At 69.7% G+C, this 17502-nt stretch carries 20 protein-coding genes; 5 read left to right on the plus strand and 15 right to left on the minus strand.

The features are described from left to right. Both Q8S40_RS12010 and Q8S40_RS12015 read right to left on the minus strand, forming a co-directional pair. On the minus strand, window positions 1-990 hold a 990-nt coding region (locus tag Q8S40_RS12010), incomplete at its 3' end, for a serine/threonine-protein kinase (protein ID WP_305670585.1). A gap of 79 nt (window positions 991-1069) precedes the next feature. Continuing rightward, entirely contained in the window at window positions 1070-1897 is an 828-nt protein-coding gene (locus Q8S40_RS12015) for an FkbM family methyltransferase (RefSeq protein ID WP_304808395.1), read from the minus strand. A gap of 46 nt (window positions 1898-1943) precedes the next feature. Here Q8S40_RS12015 and Q8S40_RS12020 point away from each other — a divergent pair, with 46 nt between their 5' ends. The 3 genes from Q8S40_RS12020 (at window position 1944) to Q8S40_RS12030 (ending at window position 5247) form a co-directional block, all read left to right on the plus strand. After that, window positions 1944-3224: a class I SAM-dependent RNA methyltransferase gene (locus Q8S40_RS12020; RefSeq protein WP_305670600.1), complete on the plus strand. Its 1281-nt coding sequence runs from the start codon at window positions 1944-1946 to the stop codon at window positions 3222-3224. 104 nt (window positions 3225-3328) lie between these two features. Further along, a complete protein-coding gene (locus Q8S40_RS12025) occupies window positions 3329-4312 on the plus strand; it encodes an MBL fold metallo-hydrolase (RefSeq protein WP_305670586.1) in 984 nt (327 codons plus the stop codon). 11 nt (window positions 4313-4323) lie between these two features. Beyond that, entirely contained in the window at window positions 4324-5247 is a 924-nt protein-coding gene (locus Q8S40_RS12030; protein WP_305670587.1) for an MBL fold metallo-hydrolase, read from the plus strand. A gap of 116 nt (window positions 5248-5363) precedes the next feature. Here the strand turns inward: Q8S40_RS12030 and Q8S40_RS12035 are convergent, their stop codons facing one another. Beyond that, window positions 5364-6341: an NAD(P)-dependent oxidoreductase gene (locus Q8S40_RS12035; protein WP_305670588.1), complete on the minus strand. Its 978-nt coding sequence runs from the start codon at window positions 6339-6341 to the stop codon at window positions 5364-5366. 129 nt (window positions 6342-6470) lie between these two features. On the opposite strand from Q8S40_RS12035, the gene Q8S40_RS12040 reads away from it, so the two are divergent. Further along, window positions 6471-6647: a KGG domain-containing protein gene (locus tag Q8S40_RS12040; RefSeq protein WP_305670589.1), complete on the plus strand. Its 177-nt coding sequence runs from the start codon at window positions 6471-6473 to the stop codon at window positions 6645-6647. 1 nt (window position 6648) lies between these two features. On the opposite strand, the gene Q8S40_RS12045 is transcribed toward Q8S40_RS12040, so the two are convergent. The 3 genes from Q8S40_RS12045 to Q8S40_RS12055 all read right to left on the minus strand — a co-directional run bounded on the left by Q8S40_RS12045 (window position 6649) and on the right by Q8S40_RS12055 (window position 9068). Then, complete coding sequence (locus Q8S40_RS12045) at window positions 6649-7581, minus strand: PDR/VanB family oxidoreductase (RefSeq protein WP_305670590.1); 933 nt, start codon at window positions 7579-7581, stop codon at window positions 6649-6651. 7 nt (window positions 7582-7588) lie between these two features. Then, window positions 7589-7876, minus strand: coding sequence for an MOSC domain-containing protein (locus tag Q8S40_RS25195; RefSeq protein ID WP_370690700.1), 288 nt, complete (start codon window positions 7874-7876; stop codon window positions 7589-7591). 211 nt (window positions 7877-8087) lie between these two features. Then, window positions 8088-9068 carry a tripartite tricarboxylate transporter substrate binding protein gene (locus tag Q8S40_RS12055; RefSeq protein ID WP_305670592.1) on the minus strand — a complete coding sequence of 327 codons (981 nt, stop codon included), beginning with the start codon at window positions 9066-9068 and terminating at the stop codon, window positions 8088-8090. Between the two features lie 96 nt (window positions 9069-9164). On the opposite strand from Q8S40_RS12055, the gene Q8S40_RS12060 reads away from it, so the two are divergent. Beyond that, the gene (locus tag Q8S40_RS12060) at window positions 9165-9773 is read left to right on the plus strand and encodes a helix-turn-helix domain-containing protein (RefSeq protein ID WP_305670593.1); all 609 of its coding nucleotides are present in this window, start codon (window positions 9165-9167) and stop codon (window positions 9771-9773) included. 128 nt (window positions 9774-9901) lie between these two features. Here the strand turns inward: Q8S40_RS12060 and Q8S40_RS12065 are convergent, their stop codons facing one another. From Q8S40_RS12065 to Q8S40_RS12105, 9 genes are all read right to left on the minus strand, one after another. Next, a complete protein-coding gene (locus tag Q8S40_RS12065) occupies window positions 9902-10624 on the minus strand; it encodes a 2OG-Fe dioxygenase family protein (RefSeq protein WP_304808380.1) in 723 nt (240 codons plus the stop codon). 80 nt (window positions 10625-10704) lie between these two features. Further along, complete coding sequence (locus Q8S40_RS12070; RefSeq protein WP_304808378.1) at window positions 10705-11070, minus strand: iron-sulfur cluster assembly accessory protein; 366 nt, start codon at window positions 11068-11070, stop codon at window positions 10705-10707. Between the two features lie 14 nt (window positions 11071-11084). Next, window positions 11085-11480 (minus strand): SUF system Fe-S cluster assembly protein, encoded by a 396-nt coding sequence (locus Q8S40_RS12075; protein WP_371136832.1) that lies wholly within the window; start codon window positions 11478-11480, stop codon window positions 11085-11087. Beyond that, window positions 11449-11928: a Fe-S cluster assembly sulfur transfer protein SufU gene (gene sufU, locus Q8S40_RS12080; RefSeq protein WP_305670595.1), complete on the minus strand. Its 480-nt coding sequence runs from the start codon at window positions 11926-11928 to the stop codon at window positions 11449-11451. Before sufU ends, Q8S40_RS12075 begins: the two co-directional genes overlap by 32 nt. Further along, the gene (locus Q8S40_RS12085; RefSeq protein ID WP_305670596.1) at window positions 11925-13166 is read right to left on the minus strand and encodes an aminotransferase class V-fold PLP-dependent enzyme; all 1242 of its coding nucleotides are present in this window, start codon (window positions 13164-13166) and stop codon (window positions 11925-11927) included. The genes sufU and Q8S40_RS12085 overlap by 4 nt, the downstream gene beginning before the upstream one ends. Continuing rightward, the gene (gene sufD / locus Q8S40_RS12090) at window positions 13166-14476 is read right to left on the minus strand and encodes a Fe-S cluster assembly protein SufD (RefSeq protein ID WP_305670597.1); all 1311 of its coding nucleotides are present in this window, start codon (window positions 14474-14476) and stop codon (window positions 13166-13168) included. Before sufD ends, Q8S40_RS12085 begins: the two co-directional genes overlap by 1 nt. Next, the gene (gene sufC / locus Q8S40_RS12095) at window positions 14473-15222 is read right to left on the minus strand and encodes a Fe-S cluster assembly ATPase SufC (protein WP_305670598.1); all 750 of its coding nucleotides are present in this window, start codon (window positions 15220-15222) and stop codon (window positions 14473-14475) included. The genes sufD and sufC overlap by 4 nt, the downstream gene beginning before the upstream one ends. A gap of 1 nt (window position 15223) precedes the next feature. Beyond that, window positions 15224-16717: a Fe-S cluster assembly protein SufB gene (gene sufB, locus Q8S40_RS12100; protein ID WP_305670599.1), complete on the minus strand. Its 1494-nt coding sequence runs from the start codon at window positions 16715-16717 to the stop codon at window positions 15224-15226. 10 nt (window positions 16718-16727) lie between these two features. Further along, on the minus strand, window positions 16728-17174 hold the full coding sequence (locus Q8S40_RS12105) for an SUF system Fe-S cluster assembly regulator (protein ID WP_304808366.1): 447 nt from the start codon (window positions 17172-17174) through the stop codon (window positions 16728-16730). Window positions 17175-17502 lie beyond the last annotated feature (328 nt).

Consider the following 17502-nt stretch of genomic DNA (forward strand, 5'->3'; position numbering starts at 1 on the left):
CAGCAGCGCCCATTTCAGGCCGCCGCCCGAGGATTTGGCCGGCGGCGGCGGTGGCGGCGGCGCAGGGGTCGCGGGGGCGCGGCTGGCGGTCGCGACCATCGTCGCATCATCCAGCCCCGGCAGCTTGCCGGCCCCGGCAAAGCCCGTCCCCGCCGGCTCCGCCGTATCGCCCGCGCTGCGGATCGCCTCGGCGAAGGCGCTCGCGGTGGGGAAGCGGTCATCCGGGCGCTTCGCCAGGGCGCGCGCCACCACCGCATCGAAGCCGCGCGGCGCGCTGACGGCCAATTGGCTCGGCGGCGGCGGCTCGGTGTTCAGCACGCGGTGCATCAGGGCGCTGTAGCCGCCATCGAAGGGCTTCTCGCCGGTCAGCAACTGGTACAGCAGCACGCCCGCGGCCCAGATATCGGCCCGCGCATCCACCGGCTCGCCGCGCAGTTGCTCCGGCGCCATGTAGCTCGGCGTGCCCATCACGGTGCCGACCTGGGTCATGGTCGAGCTTTCGATCCGGGCGATGCCGAAATCCGCGATCTTCACCTGCGGCCCCGCCGGATCAGCGGTGAGCATGATATTGGCGGGCTTGATGTCCCGGTGCACCACGCCGCGGCCGTGCGAATAGGCCAGCGCGCCGAGGATCTGGTCCATCAGCCGGACCACCTGCGCCACCGGCAGGCGCTCCCCGCGGTCCATCACGCCTTTCAGCGTGCCGCCTTCGACCAGCTCCATGACGATCCAGGCGGTGTCGGCATTCTCGCCATAGTCGAAGACGCCGACGATGTTCGGGTGGGAAAGCCGCCCGGCGGCCTGGGCCTCGCGCCGGAAGCGGGCATGCGCCTCGCGCGCCTCCGCATCGTCGCCGGCGGGCAGGCGCACCAGCTTCACGGCGACGCGGCGTTCGATCATGCGGTCGAAGGCGTCGATCACGGTGCCCATGGCACCGGCGCCGAGGGTGCCGCGCGCCTCATACTTGCCCGTCAGCTCGCTCGGCAGCATCAGCCGCTCTCTCCCTGTCGCCGCCAGGCCCGCAGCCCTGGCGCGAAAGCATAGGGCGGGCGGCTTCTTGCAGGAAGCGTCAGACTTCGACGCCGTCGCGGCTCAGCACCACGTCGCAATGCGCCAGGTTCGGCATCTCGGCCGCCGTCACCGGGGTCAGCACGCCCTGGCGCTCGATGCGCTGGCAGCGGAAGCCCAGCGCCGCGATCCAGTTCGCCAGCTCCGCCACATCGCCGCGGGCGGCCAGCATGGCGGGCGACCATTCCATCACCACCACCAGCCTCGGCGAGCGTTCCATGATCTCCTGCGCGCCGAGCAGCACCAGCCCCTCGGTGCCTTCCGAATCCATCCGCAGCAGGTCGAGCACCGGTACATCGGCCAGCGCATCGTCCAGCCTTGTCGCGGGCACGGCGAAGCTTTCGGTATAGCTCGGAGCCGCCACCGGAATCGCCAGATGCGCGCTGCCGGCCTGCGACGGGTCGGCGGCGAAATGCACGTCGCCGGGGGCGTGCAGCACCGCGACCTCGCGCAGCGTCACGCGCCCCTGGAACCGGTTGCTGGCCAGGGTGTTCCGCAGCAGGGGCAGCACCTTGGGATAGGGCTCGAAGGCATGGATATGGCCGGTGGGGCCGACGGCCTCCGCCATCACCAGCGTGTGGAAACCGAGGCTGGCGCCGACCTCGGCCACCTGCATCCCGGGCTTGAGGACGCGGCGCAGCACCGCTTCCACATGCGGCTCCCACGTCCCGCTCAGGATGATCTCCGGCGTCATGCCCGCATCGCCACCGGGCAGGAAGATCTTGCGGCCGAAGTGGGTGAGGGCCAAACCCACCCCATTGCCCAGATAATACCAGTCGCTCCGACGGCGGAGCCGCGCACGCAGCAGGGAAAGCAACTTGTCGAGCATGGAGCCCCGTCCTGGTTCGGACCCCCATCGCACCCAGTCCGCCGCGATGCAACCGTTGCGCGAGGTCACGATCGACCGGCTGGGTTCGGCCGGCGATGGCGTGGTGGAGACGCCGGAGGGGCCGCTTTTCGTCGCCGGGGCGCTGCCGGGTGAACGCATCCTGGCCCGGCCCTTGGGGCGGCGCGGCGAGGGCCAGGCGGCCGAGGTGACGGAGATCCTGCAAGCCAGCCCGGATCGCGTGGCGCCCCCCTGCCCGCATTTCCTGACCGAATGCGGCGCCTGCGCGCTGCAACATTGGGCGATGCCGGCCTATGCGGCATGGAAGCGCGCCCGGCTGGTGGAGGCGCTGGAGCGCGCCGGGCAGCCGGATGCGGTGGTGGCGGAGCTGGTGATCGCGGCGCCGAATACGCGCCGCCGCGCCGATCTGGCGCTGAAGCGGCTGCAGGGCGGCGCGATGGCGCTCGGCTTCCACCAGCGCGGCAGCGCGGCGGTGGCGGATCTGTCCACCTGCCATGTGCTCGACCCCCGGCTTGTGGCGCTGTTCCGGCCGCTGCGCGAATTGCTGCGACGGATGACGGCGTTGAAGCGGGAAGGCTCGGCCGTGCTGAACCTGCTGGATAGTGGCCCGGATCTGCTGCTGCGCACGGATGGGCCGATCGATGCCGCCCAGCGCGCGATGCTGGCGGCCTTCGGCACCGCGCATGGCATTCCGCGCATCGCCTGGGCGCTGAAGGACGGCATCGTGGAGAATGCCGCGCAGGCCGGGCCGGTGTGGCTGGAGCTGTCGGGCGCGGCCGTCGCGCCGGCGCCGGGCGCCTTCCTGCAGGCGGCGCCGGAGGGGGAGGCGGCGATCATCGCGGCGGTCATGGCGGGGCTCGCCTTGCAGAAGCTGCCGGTGCGGGCGCGCATCGCGGATCTCTATGCCGGCATTGGCACCCTGTCCTTCCCGCTTGCCGCCCGTGGCCGCGTCGCGGCCTTTGAGGGGGATGCGGCGGCGGTTGCCGCACTCGATGCCGCGGCGCGCAAGGCGGGCGGCCAGGTGGAGGCGATCCGCCGCGACCTGGCCTATCGCCCGCTGCTGCCGGCGGAGCTGAACAAGTTTGGCGCCGTGGTGCTGGACCCGCCCTATAATGGCGCGGTGGAGCAGGTGGCGCAGATCACCCGCAGCACGGTGCCGGTGGTGGTCTATGTCTCCTGCAACCCGGTGGCGCTGGCGCGCGATGCGGCAACATTGGTCAAGGCCGGCTTCAAGGTGACCTCCGCCGTACCGGTGGACCAGTTCCGCTGGTCGCCGCATCTGGAATCGGTCGTCAGCTTCCGGCGCTGAGGGAACGGCCCGCTCACGAAAGATCGTTGCGCGGGGCGCTGGCCGGGGGGTTGCAACGGCAACCCTTCATCCAACCTCACGCGGGAACGAAGCGGGAGGCTTCCATGGATCGCCGTCACCTGATGCTGGGCGCCGCCGGCGCCCTGGCTGCACCCGCGCTGTGGCGCGCCACGCCCGCCCTCGCCCAGGGCGCCCCGGCCCAGCCTGAACCGCTGGCGCAGGCGCCGGGCTTCTTCCGCTTCCGCCTCGGCGCCCGCACCGTGACCATGCTGCATGATGGCAGCCGCGCCGTCCCGCTGGCGCAGGGCTTCGTGCCGGCGACACCGCTGGCCGAGGTGCAGCGGGTGCTGGCCGAGAGCTTCCTGCCGACCGAGACCATCCGCATCCCCTTCACCCTGACCTGCCTGGAGACGCCAGGCGGCCTGGTGCTGTTCGACACCGGCAATGGCGCGCAGCCGGCCGGCGCCACGGTCGGGCTGCTGGGGGCCAATATGCGGGCGGCGGGGCTGGACCCGGCGCGTGTCACCACCGTGGTGTTCAGCCATTTCCACGGCGACCATGTGAATGGCCTGCTGAACGCCGATGGCAGCGCCGCCTTCCCGAATGCGGAGATCGTGGTGCCGGCCGCCGAATGGGCCTGGTGGAGCGATACCGGCAATGAAAGCCGCAGCCCGGAAGGCCAGCGCGGCACTTTTGCCAATGCGGCGCGGCGCTTCGCCCCCTACCAGGGCAAGGTGCGGCAGATCGCCGATGGGGCGGAGCCGGTGCCGGGCGTGACCGCCATCGCCGCCCATGGCCATACGCCGGGCCACACCATCTACCGGATCGCCGATGGCCAGGACCAGATGATCTTCCTGGCAGACCTGACCAACCGGCCGGAGCTGTTCGCCCGCCGCCCGGATTTCCGCGTCGCCTTCGATTTCGACGGCGCGGCGGCGGAAGCCACGCGGCGGCGGGTGTTCGACATGGTGGCGACGGACCGCATCCGCGTCAGCGGCTACCACTTCCCCTTCCCCGCCACCGGCTACATCGCCAAGGAAGGCGAAGGCTACCGCTTCGTGCCGGCCGATTGGGCCGCTTCCGTCTGAGGGGAATGAGCATGATCGATCGTCGCACCCTGCTGGCCGCCGGCACCGCCGCCGCGCTGGCCCCCGCCCTGCCCGCCGCCGCGCAAAGCCCCGCCATCACCCCGGCCTTCCGGCACGTGATGATCGGCGGCCTGCGCGCCACCGTGGTGAATGACGGCGCCGCCACCCGGCCCGACGCCACCCAGGGCTTCGTGATGAATGCGGAGCCGGCACAGGTGGCGGCGGCCCTGCAGGCCGCCGGCCAGCCCGGCCCGGCGCTGGTGAACCCCTACAACGTCACCATCCTCCGCACGCCCGCCGGGCTGGTGGCGCTCGATGTCGGCACCGGGGCGACGCCGGCGCTGATGGTGAACATGCGCAATGCGGGGCTGGACCCGGCGGAGGTGGTGCTGATCGCCCATACGCATTTCCACGGCGACCATATCGGCGGGCTGCTGGCGGCCGATGGCAGCGCCGCCTTCCCGAATGCGCGCATCGCCGTGCCGGAGATCGAGTGGAATTTCTGGATGGACCCGGCCGAGGAATCCCGCGCCACCCCGGCGCGGCGCCCCGGCTTCGCCAATGCCCGCCGCCGCTTCGCCCCCTATGAGGGCCGCATCACCCGCTTCGCGCCCGGGGCGCAGGTGGCGCCGGGGGTCACCGCCCTCGCCACCCATGGGCATTCGCCCGGGCATGTTTCCTTCCTGGTCGCCGACGGCGCGGCGCAGTTGCTGGTGATCGGCGATGCCGTGACCACGCCGGCCCTCTTCATGGCCAATCCGGAATGGTACCCGGTGTTCGACATGGACCCGACCATGGCGGTGGCCACCCGCAAGCGGCTGCTGGACCAGGTGGCGACGGACCGGATTGCGGTGGTCGGCTACCACTTCCCGATGCCGGCGACCGGCATGGTGGAGCGCGCCGGCAGCGGCTACCGGCTGGTGCCGCTGGCGTAAGGCGCGGCGCCGCCGAGAGTGTGATCGTCTAAGGCGGAATCGCCGAAAGACGTGAATCACACGATAAAACAATAGGGTAGAGTCTGTGAGGCGCTGATGTCTGCGCCTGACAGACTCTAGCGCGCCAGCGCCTCCGGGTTGACGCAGGCGCCCTCCGGCAGCGCCTGCCCGCGCAGGGCGGCCAGGACATGGATCGCGGCGGCCTTCGCGGTGGCGCTGCGGGCGACGGTGGTGGCGGCCCCCATATGCGGGCTGAGCACGGTGTTCGGCGCACCGACCAGCGGGTTGCCGCCAGGCGGCGGTGGTTCCGTGGACAGCACATCGAGGCCGGCGCCGTAGATCCGGCCCTCGCGCAGCACCTCGGCCAGCGCGGCCTCATCGATCAGGCCGCCGCGGCCGGTATTCACCAGGATCGCTTCCGGCCCCAGCAGCGCCAGTTCGGCGGCACCGATCATCTGGCGCGTCCCGGCGCTCAGCGGCGCGTGCAGCGACACCACGTCGGATTGCGCCAGCAGCGCATGCAGCGAGGGTGCCGCGGTGACCGGGGCGATGTCGCCGCGCCGCGCCAGGTTCGGGCTGTAGGCGGAAACCTTCATGCCGATGGCCAGCGCCATCCGCGCCAGGCCCTGCGCGATGCGGCCATAGCCGACCAGGCCGAGCCGCCTGCCATGCAGTTCCAGCCCGATGCGGGTGCGTTCCCAGCCGCCGGCCTGGGTTGCGGCATTGTGGCGGGGGATGTTGCGGGCAACCGCCAGGATCAGGCCCAGGCTGTATTCCGCCACGGATTGCGCATTGGCGCCCACCGCCGTCAGCACCGGGATGCCGCGCGCGGTGGCGGCGGGCACGTCGATCAGGTCGTAGCCGACCGCGGCGCGGGAGATGACGCGCAAGGTCGGGCAACTGGTGATGGCGGCGCCACCGATCGGCAGGAAGCGGGAGATGACGCCCTGCACGGGCTGCGTCGCCAGCTTCCGCTCCAGCTCCGCCCTGCCGCCTTCCGCGGTGACGAAATCCACCTGGCAGCCGGCGTCTTCCAGCAGGGACAGGCCGGCGGGCTCAAGCCGGGGGGCGGTGACCAGGACATGAAAGCTCATAATGTGGGAATCGCCCAGTCCGGCCGGTGGGTCAATACGCTGCCGCAGCCGAACCCGCGCGCCGTGCGCCGCGTTCCAGAAACCCGCCCGACAGCAGGATCCGGCGGCCGTGAAGGGAGGCCAGTCAGCATGGCGCAGCAGCAGGCGAACCAGACCAAGTCCAGCGGTGCCGAGGGCCAGAAGGGCGTGTCGCAGGACACGGTCGGCGCGGGCAAGGACAAGGACCCGAACAATTTCGCGAACAACCCGGCGCGCGCTGCGGAAGCCGGGCGCAAGGGCGGGAAGGCGCGCGGCGGCAAGGGCTGAACTACAGCGCCAGCCGCAACCGGCCCTTGCCGCGCGAGACGCAGGCGGTCATCGACCGTTCGCGTGCGGCCGGGGAGAGGCAGACATCGCGGTGCAGCGGCTGGCCGGATTCCACCGCCACCACGCAACTGCCGCAGGCGCCGTATTCGCAGGCGGCATCCACGCCATGCCCCGCCGCGCGCAGCACCTCCAGCAGGCTGCGATCGACGGGGATGGGCAGGATGGCGCCGGAGGAGGCGATCTCCACCTCGAACGCCTCGCCCTGCTGCGCCTCGGCGCGCGGGATGCCGGCGAAATGCTCGACATGGGTGGTGCCCTCCGGCCAATGCGCCGAGGCTTCCGCGAAACCCTGCAGCATCCGCGCCGGGCCGCAGCAATAGGCGTGGGTGCCGGGGGCGGAATCGGCCAGCAGGCGCGGCAGGTCGAGCCGTTCGGAGATCCAGGGACGCAGGCGGTCGCCGCATTCGGCCTGAAGCTCCGGCAGGAAGGGCGCCTCGGCGGCGCTGCGGGCGCAGAAATGCAGGACGTAATCTGCGCCTGACCGGCGCAGCTCCGGCAGCATGGACAGGAAGGGCGTGATGCCGATGCCGCCCGCCACCAGGATGTGGCGCCGGGCCTCCGCTGCAAGGCCGAATCCCTGCTGCGGATGGCTGGCGAGCAGCCTGGTGCCGATGGCCGCTTCATCATGCAGCCAGGCGCTGCCGCCCTGGCCGGCCGGCTCCCGCAGCACCGCAATCTGCCACAGCTCCGGCTGTTCCGGGTTCGAGGTCAGCGAATAGAGCCGCCGCCTGCCATCCGGCAGCACCAGGATGGTATGCGCCCCGCCACGGAAGGGCGGGAAGGCGGCGCGCTTCGCCGGGCGCAGGGTGATCTGCACCACGGCCGCCGTCACCTGCCGGCGCGCCACCACCTCCACCGCCATCAGCAGCTTCATCCGCTGGTCAGACCGGCTCGATGGCGTCGCCGGGGCGGATGGTGCCGCCCTTGATGATGCGGCAATTCAGGCCGGAGCGGTTCAGCAGCGGGTTGAACAGCGGGCGGCCGAGCAGATCGTCCAGGTATTTGCAGGGCACGTTCAGGCGGCCGCCGAACAGCACCACCTCCCCCACCCGGAAATGCCGGCCGACCAGGTGGTTCAGAGGCACGCCCTGGGTCGTCAGATTGCGGCGGCTTTCATGCGGCTCCAGCGTCAGGCCATGGTCGCGGCGCAGCGCGTCGAGCGTTTCCATCTCGATCAGCGTGCATTGCCGGTCCTCATGCGGCTTGTAGCTGTAGGTGCCGCGGCCGGTGGCGTAGCGGTCGCCCTCGATGCCGACGCCCTCGATCATCCGCGCTTCCGGCAGTTCCTCCATTTCCATGGAGGCCTGCTCGGCGATGTAGGCGGCGATCAGACGGCCGGCCCAGGGGTAGGTTGTTGTCACTTGCGTTTCCCTCTCTCACTCAACCCGCGGTCACGCCCGCCAGCAGCGGACGCCAGCGCGTCACTTCCCGGTCCACAAGTGCCCGGAACTCCGCGCCGGTGCCACCCAGCGGCAGCGTGCCCTGCTGCTGCAGCCGCGCCTGCGTCTCCGGCGCACGCAGCGCCTCGGCGAAGACCTGGTTCAGCCTGGCGAGCACCGGGGCCGGGGTGCCGCGCGGGGCGACGACGCCGGAGGTGGAGCCATTCTCCAGCCCGGGCAAGCCCGCCTCCGCCGCCGTCGGTACATCCGGCAGCAGCCCCACCCGCTCGGGCGAGGCCACCGCATAGGCGCGCAGCGTGCCGGCCTGGATATGGGCGATGACCACCGGCGTCGCTTCCGCCGTCATCGAGACCTGGCCGCCCAGCACGGATTGCACGCTGGCCGAGCCGGAGCGGAAATGCACCTCCAGCAGCTTCGCGCCGGTGGCATTCTGGAAGGCGAGCAGGGTGAGATGCGGCGAGCTGCCGGCGCCGGCCGTGCCATAGCTCAGCGCCTCCGGCTGCGCCTTCGCCGCTGCGATCAGCGCGGCGAGGTCGGCGGCGCCGACGGAGGGGTGCGCCACCAGGATATGCGGCGTGCTGCCAATGCCGATCACCGGCTCGAAATCCCGCGCTGGGTCATAGGGCATGGACGGGTAGATGACCGGGTTGACCGAGAACATGGCGAGCGCGGCCATCAGCAGCGTGTGGCCATCCGGCGCCGCCTTGGCGACGAAATCCCCGGCGATGTTGCCATTCGCGCCGGCCCGGTTCTCCACCACGATCGGTGCGCCGAGGATGGCCGAGGCGCGTTCCGCCACCACGCGCGCCACGAGATCCGTGATGCCGCCGGGGCCGAAGGGCACCACCAGCCGCACCGGGCGGCCGGCAGGAAAACCCTGGGCCTGCGCCAGATTCGGCGCGGCCAGGCCGGCAGTGGCGCCGAGCAGCAGGCGGCGGGAGAGCGGACGGTGCATTGTCATGTCGGTCGGTCCTTCGCGCGGTGATGCCTCTCCGGTTGAGCCCGTGCTAGGCTGTCCGGGTTTCCTGTGTGGAAACAAGTATCCTGAGAGGAAACCGTGCCGTCAACCGAAAACCAGGCGCCCAGGGCAGAGGCGCCGCTCGAAGCGCCGGATGAAGACCAGGCCCGGCTGGCAAGCCGGCTGCGGGCGCAGCGCCTCGCCGCCGGGCTGAGCCTGGCCGGCCTGGCGGCCGCGACCGGGCTGACCAAGGGCTATCTTTCCAAGGTGGAGCGTGGCGTCGGCCAGCCCTCGATCGGCACGGTGTTCCGCATTGCGGAGGCGCTGGGCGTGCCGGTGGGCCAGTTGCTGGCCTCCGGCGGCGCGCGCAGCCAGGTGGCGGATGTGGCGCGGGTCGCGGCGCGGCCAGCCTCCCCGCCGACGGAGGCGCTGCATCTGCGCCCGCTGCTGCCCGGCGGGCCGGGGCGCCTCATCGCGATCGAGATGTGGCCCCCGATGGAAGCGCGGCCGGCGCAGGACCAGTCCACCCATGCGGGGGAGGAATTGCTGCACGTCCTGTCCGGCCGGATGGAGATCCTGTTCGAGACGGAGACGCTGGTGCTGGAATGCGGCGATACGCTGCGCTTCGACGCGCGCCGGCCGCACCGGACGCGATCGCTGGGCGCGGAGCGGGCGCGCGTGCTGGTGGTGCTGGCGGCGGAGGGATAGAGCCAATCCTGCGGATCGTGCCGATCCGCCCTCACGCGCCGGCGCTTCGCTTGGCGGCGCGCCACTTGGCGCGGCGCCCATTTGTGCGCAGGTCAAGGAGGATTGGTTGACGCGGCCCGCCGGCCGGATCAGCCGCGGCGCTTGAAGGTCAGCACCAGCACATCCCGCCAGGCCGGCCGCGCCGGGTCATGCGGCGTGACGGGCGTGACGCCATGCAGGATGCGGTGGTCGTCCAGCAGCACGGCATCCAGCGGATCGGTCAAGGTGAAGGCGCCGAGGCGGCGGCCTTCGGGGGTGGCGATTTCCGTCACGCCCTCATCCACATTCTCCCGCCGCACCAGCAGCACCAGCACCCAATTCACGCCGTCCCGGTGCATGCCTTCCGGCGTCGGGCGGCCGGCCGAATCGGGGGCGGCCTCGATCCGGAACTGATGCGCCTCGACATGCCAATCCTGGCCCGGATCGGCGCGGTCGAAGGCCTGGCGGGCCCATTCGGCGAGGCCGGCGAAGGCGGCGCCCTGGGTGATGGCCTGGGGAATCGGCTCGAAATGGCGCTCGACGCCGCCATTCAGCGGGTTGTGGTCCACCGCCTGGAAATGCGGCGCATCCGCCTCCCGCACCAGGCCCGGCGTGCCGGCGCGGGCGGAGAGCACGGCGTGGCGGCGGCGGCGGTAGCGGCCGCCATCGGCCATGTGCCGGTCGAGCGACATGCCATCCCAGCTCGCGGCAAAGGCGGGAAAATCAGCCAGCGTGGCGGCCGGGATCTGCGCCGCGGTCTCGGCGGCGTGCAGATGGATGAAACCCTCCTCGACCAGCGGAGGCAGCAGCTCGGTCGCGGGATCAGTGCTCATGGGACGATGCTAGGCGCGTCCCGGGCCGGGGGCGATGCGCGAAAATTTCATCCCGGCCCTGCATCGGCGGGGCGGCGGCGTCAGACGTGGAAGCTCTCGCCGCAGCCGCAGCGGCCCTTCTCATTCGGATTGGTGAAGGTGAAGCCGGCGGACATGGCCTTCACCTCGTAATCCATGACGGTGCCGATCAGGAACAGGGTCGCCTTGCGGTCCACGACCACGGTGACGCCCTTATCCGTCACGACCTCATCCCCCGGACCCGGGCCATCGACCCAGGTCAGGTCATAGGCCATGCCGGAGCAGCCCTTGGTCTTCACCGCGACGCGCAGGGTCTTGCCGGCCTCGCCGGTGGCATACAGGCCGCGCAGGCGTTCGGCGGCGGCATCCGACAGGCCCATCAGCGGCGGCAGGGCGCGGCGCGGGCGGGTTTCGGTGGTGGTGCTCATGCCGTGGGCCTCCCTCAATACATGTTCAACGCGAGGCGCGCGTCTTCGCTCATCCGGCTCTGGTCCCAGGGCGGGTCCCAGACGACTTCGACGGTCACATCCGTCACGCCCGGCACGGCGCGCACGGCTTCTTCCGCCTGCGCCGGCAATTCCTGCGCCGAGGGGCAGGAGGGGGTGGTGAGCGTCATCTCCACCTTCACATGGCCATCATCGGCGATCTCGACGGCGTAGATCAGGCCGAGTTCGTAGATATCGACCGGGATTTCCGGGTCGAAGACGGTCTTCAGCACGGAGACCACCGCATCCTCATTCACCCGCACGGGAGGCTCCGAGCCACCTTCGGGGGTCCAGGCACCGTGGACGGGTACTGTCGGCGTTTCACTCACTGCTCGCCTCCTTCGCGCCGCCATCCAGCGCCGCGTTCAGCGTGTGCCAGGCCAGCGTCGCGCATTTCACGCGGCTCGGAAAGTCATGCACGCCGGACAGCGGCGCCAGGCGTTCCATGTCGTCCGCGATGTCGCCGCCGCAATCCGGGCAGACCCCGGTCATCGCCAGGGCCCGGAAATTCTCGCCCATCTGCCGCGCCTGCGCCTGGGTCTTGCCCTTGACGGTATCCGTCATGAGCGAAGCGCTGGCCATGGAGATGGCGCAGCCGCGGCCCTCGAAGGTCGCATCCTCGATATGGCCATCCGGGGCGAGCTTTACGAACAATTCCATGCGGTCGCCGCACATCGGGTTGTCCCCGCGCGCGGTTCGGTCCGCATCGTCCAGCCGCCGGAAATTGCGCGGCTTGCGGCCGTGATCGAGGATGACCTCCTGGTACAGGTCACGCAGGTCATCGAAAAGACCACCACTCATCGAAAGAACTCCCGCGCCTGGTGCAGCGCATCGGCCAGCAGATCGACCTCCGCCGGCGTGGTGTAGAGGCCGAAGGAGGCGCGGCAGGTGCTCTCAACGCCGAACCGCTCATGCAGCGGCTCCGCGCAATGGCGGCCGGAGCGGACGGCGATGCCGGCGCGGTCCAGCAGCGTCGCCACGTCATGCGCATGCGCCGTATCGATCGCGAAGGCGAAGACGCCGCCACGATCCTGCGCGCGGCCGAGCAGGGTCACACCCTCGATCTGCGGCAGGCGGGCCATGGCGCGGTCGACCAAAGCGCGCTCATGCGCCTCGATCGCCGACATGCCGATGGCATTCACGTAGTCGATCGCGGCGTGCAGGCCGATGGCCTCGATGATCGGCGGGGTGCCGGCCTCGAACTTCGCCGGATAGGGCGCCCAGACCGACTTCTCGAAGAACACTTCGGCGATCATGTCGCCGCCGCCGAGGAAGGGGGGCATCGCCTCCTGCAATTCGCCCTTGGCGTAGAGCACGCCGATGCCGGTCGGGCCGTACAGCTTGTGGCCGGTGAAGACGTAGAAATCCGCATCGATCTCGCGCACATCGACGCGGCGATGCACCGCGGCCTGGCTGCCATCGAACAGCACCTTCGCACCCGCCTCATGCGCCATGCGGGCGATCTGCGCGGCCGGTGTGACGGTGCCGAGCACGTTGGACATATGCGTCACCGCGACCAGGCCAACCTTGCCATCGGCCAGCTTCGCCGCGAGGTCGTCGAGGTCCAGCTCACCACTATCGGTGATGCGGCAGACCCGCAGCTCGATCCCCACGGCGTCGCGCGCCATCTGCCAGGGCACGATGTTGGCGTGGTGTTCCATCTCGGAGATCACCACCGCCTGTCCCGGCTTCATCACGCCGCGACCGTAGCTGTGCGCCACCAGATTTATGGCGTTGGTGCTGCTGCCGGTGAAGATGATCTCGCGAACATCGCCGGCGTTGAGGAAGCGCGCCACGGCGCCGCGCGCGGCCTCATAGGCTTCCGTCGCCTGTTCGCTCATGTGGTAGGCGCCGCGATGGACGTTGGCGTAGGCCGTCTCCATCATCCGCACCATCGCGCCGATCACCTGGCGCGGCTTCTGGGCGGAGGCGCCGCTGTCGAGGAAGGTGAAGGGCTTGCCGCGCACCTTCTCCGCCAGGATCGGGAAATCCGCCCGCACCGCATCCAGGTTCAACCTTGGTGCGACATGCCCGTCCATCACGCGACCTCGATCCCGCCCTGGATGCCCTGGCGCTGCCACCAGCCGGTGACGGCGCCCGACAGCGCATCCCTGATTGCCTCATCCGCCACGGCTTCCACTGCCTCCGTCAGGAAGGCCTCGACCAGGATGGCCTTGGCCTGTTCCAGCGGAATGCCGCGGGAGCGCAGGAAGAAAATCTGCTCGGCATCCAGCTCGCCCACCGTGGCGCCGTGGCTGCACTTCACGTCATCGGCGTAGATTTCCAGCTGCGGCTTGCTGTCGATCTCGGCATCCGGGGACAGCAGCAGCGCCTGGTTCATCTGGTAGCCATCGGTCTTCTGCGCGATCTGCCGCACCAGGATCTTGCCCTGGAACACGCCGCGCGACTTGCCGGACAGCACCGTCTTGTAGGTCTGGCGCGACGAGCAATTGGGTGCCGCGTGGTCCAGCGCCGTGGTGGTGTCCGCGTGCTGCCCATCGGCCAGAAGCTGCACGCCGTTCATGTGGCATTCAGCCTTGGGGCCGCACAGCGCCACGTGAATCTCATTGCGCGCCAGCCGCGAGCCGGCATTGAGCGTAAAATTGTCGTAGGTGCCGCCTTCCTGCACGCGGGCATAGACGGTGGACAGGAAGAAGGCGTCGCGGCCTTCCTGCTGCAGCCGGCCATGATTCATCCGCCCGCCTTCGGCGACCTCGATCTCGAAGACCGGGTTGTGCATGTAGCGCGCGGTGGCGGGACCGGCGGCGGTCTCCACCAAAGTGAGGGACGCATTGGCACCGAGCCGCACCAGATGGCGCGGGTGGAAGGCCGGCGCGCGCTCGCTTTCCGTCGCGTAGGAGACCAGTTCCAGCACGCCGGCTTCGACGCCATCCGGCACCGTCACCACCAGCCCATCCTCGAACAGCATGCCGTTCAGCGCGGCCAGCGCCTGCTCCTCCGGCCGCACCAGGGCGCCGAGGCGGGATTCCAATTGCGGCAGGGCCGTGGCCAGGTTCTCCACCGCATAGGCCAGGCCATCGAGCGTCGAGAGATCGGCGCGGAAGCGGCCATCGATGAAGACGGCGCGCGGGTTCGTGGCCGCCGGCAGGGCCAGCGCGTCATCCACCCCGGTCAGCGGTTCGCCGAAGACGCTGGCATTGACCACGGCGAGGTCGGTGTATTTCCACGCCTCAACCCGCCGCGTCGGGAAGCCTTGGGCGCGGAAGGCGGCCGCGCTGCGGTCGCGCAGCGCCTCCACCCACGGCAGCGCCGCGCCGGGCAGCCGCCCGCGCAGCCCTTCGTGCCGGCCCAGGAAGGCAGCCGGGCCGGTGCTGCTCACGGCGGTCATGCCGCGGCAGCCTGGATGGCGCCGTAGCCGGAGGCTTCGAGTTCCTGCGCCAGTTCCGGCCCACCGGATTTGATGATCCGGCCGGCGGACAGCACATGCACGCGGTCCGGCACGATGTGGTTCAGCAGGCGCTGGTAATGGGTGATGACCAGCGCGGAGAAGTCCGGCCCGCGCAGGCTGTTCACCGTATCCGACACCAGCTTCAGCGCATCGATGTCGAGGCCGCTATCGGTCTCGTCCAGCAGCGCCAGCTTCGGCGACAGCAGCGCCATCTGCAGCATCTCGTTGCGCTTCTTCTCGCCGCCGGAGAAGCCGACATTCACCGGCCGCTTCAGCATGTCGTCCGGCATGTTCAGCACCTTCATGCGGGCGCGCGCCAGCTTGAGGAACTGGATCGCGTCGATCTCCGCCTCGCCCTTGGCGCGGCGCACGGCGTTCAGCGCCGTGCGCAGGAAGTTGGCGTTGCCCACGCCGGGCAGTTCCACCGGGGCCTGGAAGGCCAGGAACACGCCGGCCACGGCACGCTCCTCCGGCTCCATCGCCAGCAGGTCGATGTCGCCGAAGGTGACGGAGCCTTCCGTCACCTCATAGCCCTCCCGCCCCGCGAGCACGTAGCTCAGCGTGGATTTGCCGGAGCCGTTGGGGCCCATGACAGCGTGGATCTCGCCCGCCGGAATTTCCAGCGTCAGCCCATTCAGGATGGACTTGCCATCAATGCTGGCGTGCAGGTTTTCGATCTTGAGCATGTTAACCAACCGACCCTTCGAGACTGATCTGCAGCAGCTTCTGCGCTTCCACGGCGAATTCCATCGGCAGCTCCTTCAGCACCTCGCGGCAGAAGCCGTTGACGATCATGCCAACCGCGTCTTCCTGCGACAGGCCGCGGGAGCGGCAGTAGAACAGCTGATCCTCCGCGATGCGGCTGGTGGTGGCTTCGTGTTCCACCTTCGCCGTCATGCAGCGGTTTTCGATATACGGCACGGTATGCGCGCCGCACTGGTCGCCGATCAGCAGGCTGTCGCACTGCGTGAAATTGCGCGCGCCCGTCGCCTTCGGGCTGATCTTCACCAGGCCGCGATAGGTGTTCTGGCCACGGCCAGCGCTGATGCCCTTGCTCACGATGGTGCTGCGCGTGCGCGCACCGATGTGGAACATCTTGGTGCCGGTATCGGCCTGCTGGCGGTTGTTGGTGATCGCCACCGAATAGAACTCACCTACGCTGTCATCACCGATCAACAGGCAGGACGGGTACTTCCAGGTGATGGCGGAACCGGTCTCCACCTGCGTCCAGGACACCTTGCTGCGCTTGCCGCGGCAGGCGGCGCGCTTGGTGACGAAGTTGTAGATGCCGCCCTTGCCCTCCGCATCGCCCGGATACCAGTTCTGGACCGTGCTGTACTTGATGCTGGCGTCATCCAGCGCGACGAGCTCCACCACCGCCGCATGCAGCTGGTTCTCATCGCGCATCGGCGCGGTGCAGCCCTCGAGGTAGCTGACCGTGCTGCCCTCATCGGCGATGATCAGCGTGCGTTCAAACTGCCCCGTGCTCTTCGCATTGATGCGGAAGTAGGTGGACAGCTCCATCGGGCAGCGCACGCCCTTCGGGATGTAGACGAAGCTGCCATCGGTGAAGACGGCGCTGTTCAGCGCGGCGTAGTAGTTGTCGCCCTGCGGCACGACGGAACCGAGATACTGCTTGATCAGCTCGGGATGCGTCTGCACCGCCTCACTGATCGCGCAGAAGATGATGCCGTCCTTCGCCAGCCGCTCCTTGTAGGAGGTGGCGACGGAGACACTGTCGAACACCGCATCCACCGCGATCGGCATGCGCCCGCTATCGGACGGGCTGTCGCCCGCGCCTTCGACGCCGGCCAGGATGGCCTGCTCCTTGAGCGGAATGCCGAGCTTGGCGTAGGTCTTCAGCAGCTCCGGATCGACCTCATCCAGCGACTTCGGGCCCTGCTTCGGCGCGGCGTAGTAATAGGCGTCCTGGAAATCGATCGGCGGATGCGTCACGGCGGCCCAATGCGGCACTTCCATGGTCAGCCAATGGCGATAGGCCTTCAGCCGCCAGTCGAGCAGCCAGGACGGCTCCTTCTTCTTCGCGCTGATGAAGCGAACGATATCCTCGTTCAGCCCCTTGGGCGCGAAGTCCATCTCGATATCGGTCTCGAAGCCCCATTTGTACCCGCCGTCATTGACGGCCTGGACGGCTTCGATGGTTTCGGTAACGGCTGCCATGAGGCTGATCCTACTCGGCGACGAGAACAGGCACGGGATGGGCACGGCGGATGACGGGCGGGGAGGCGATCTCGCTGACCATGATGGCGGACAAGGCGCCCTTGATGGCCGCGTTCACCGGGTCCCACCGCCCGCGGACGGGGCAGGTGTGCTCCGCCTCGCAGAGGCCGAATCCGCCATCGACGCAGGCCGTCAGCGCGATCGGGCCGTCCACCGCCACGATCACCTCGGACAGTCCGAGGGAGGCCAGCGGGCGCAGCAGGCGGTAGCCGCCGCGGGCGCCACGCAGCCCCTCGACCAGCCCGGCCTGGGACAGCATTTTCAACACCTTGGCCACCGTGGGCTCGGCGATGCCGGTGCCGGCGGCGAGGCCGGGCGCGGTCTGCACCCCGCCCTCAGCCTCCAGCCGGGACAGCACCACCACGGCGTAGTCGGTGAATTTCGAAACCCGCAACACCCGGCGAAAACTCCCTGGTCGTTGAAAGGGGACCCGTTGGGTCCGGATTGCAGATGCGCTCGACCCCTCGCACTGTCAAGGCGGGGGCGGCTTGCGGCGGGGGGATTCGGGCGGCACGATCCGGGCTTCGCAGACTGGGATACCGAAGCCATGCCGACGCTGCAGACCGATGATGGGGTAAGCCTGCATTATGAGGAGGCCGGCAGCGGCACCCCCATGGTTTTCGTGCATGAATATGCCGGCGACCATCGGTCCTGGGAGGCGCAGATGCGCTTCTTCTCCCGACGCTATCGCTGCATCACCTATGCGGCGCGAGGCTATACCCCCT

The sequence above is a fragment of the Falsiroseomonas sp. genome (assembly GCF_030695085.1).
Lineage (GTDB): Bacteria > Pseudomonadota > Alphaproteobacteria > Acetobacterales > Acetobacteraceae > Falsiroseomonas.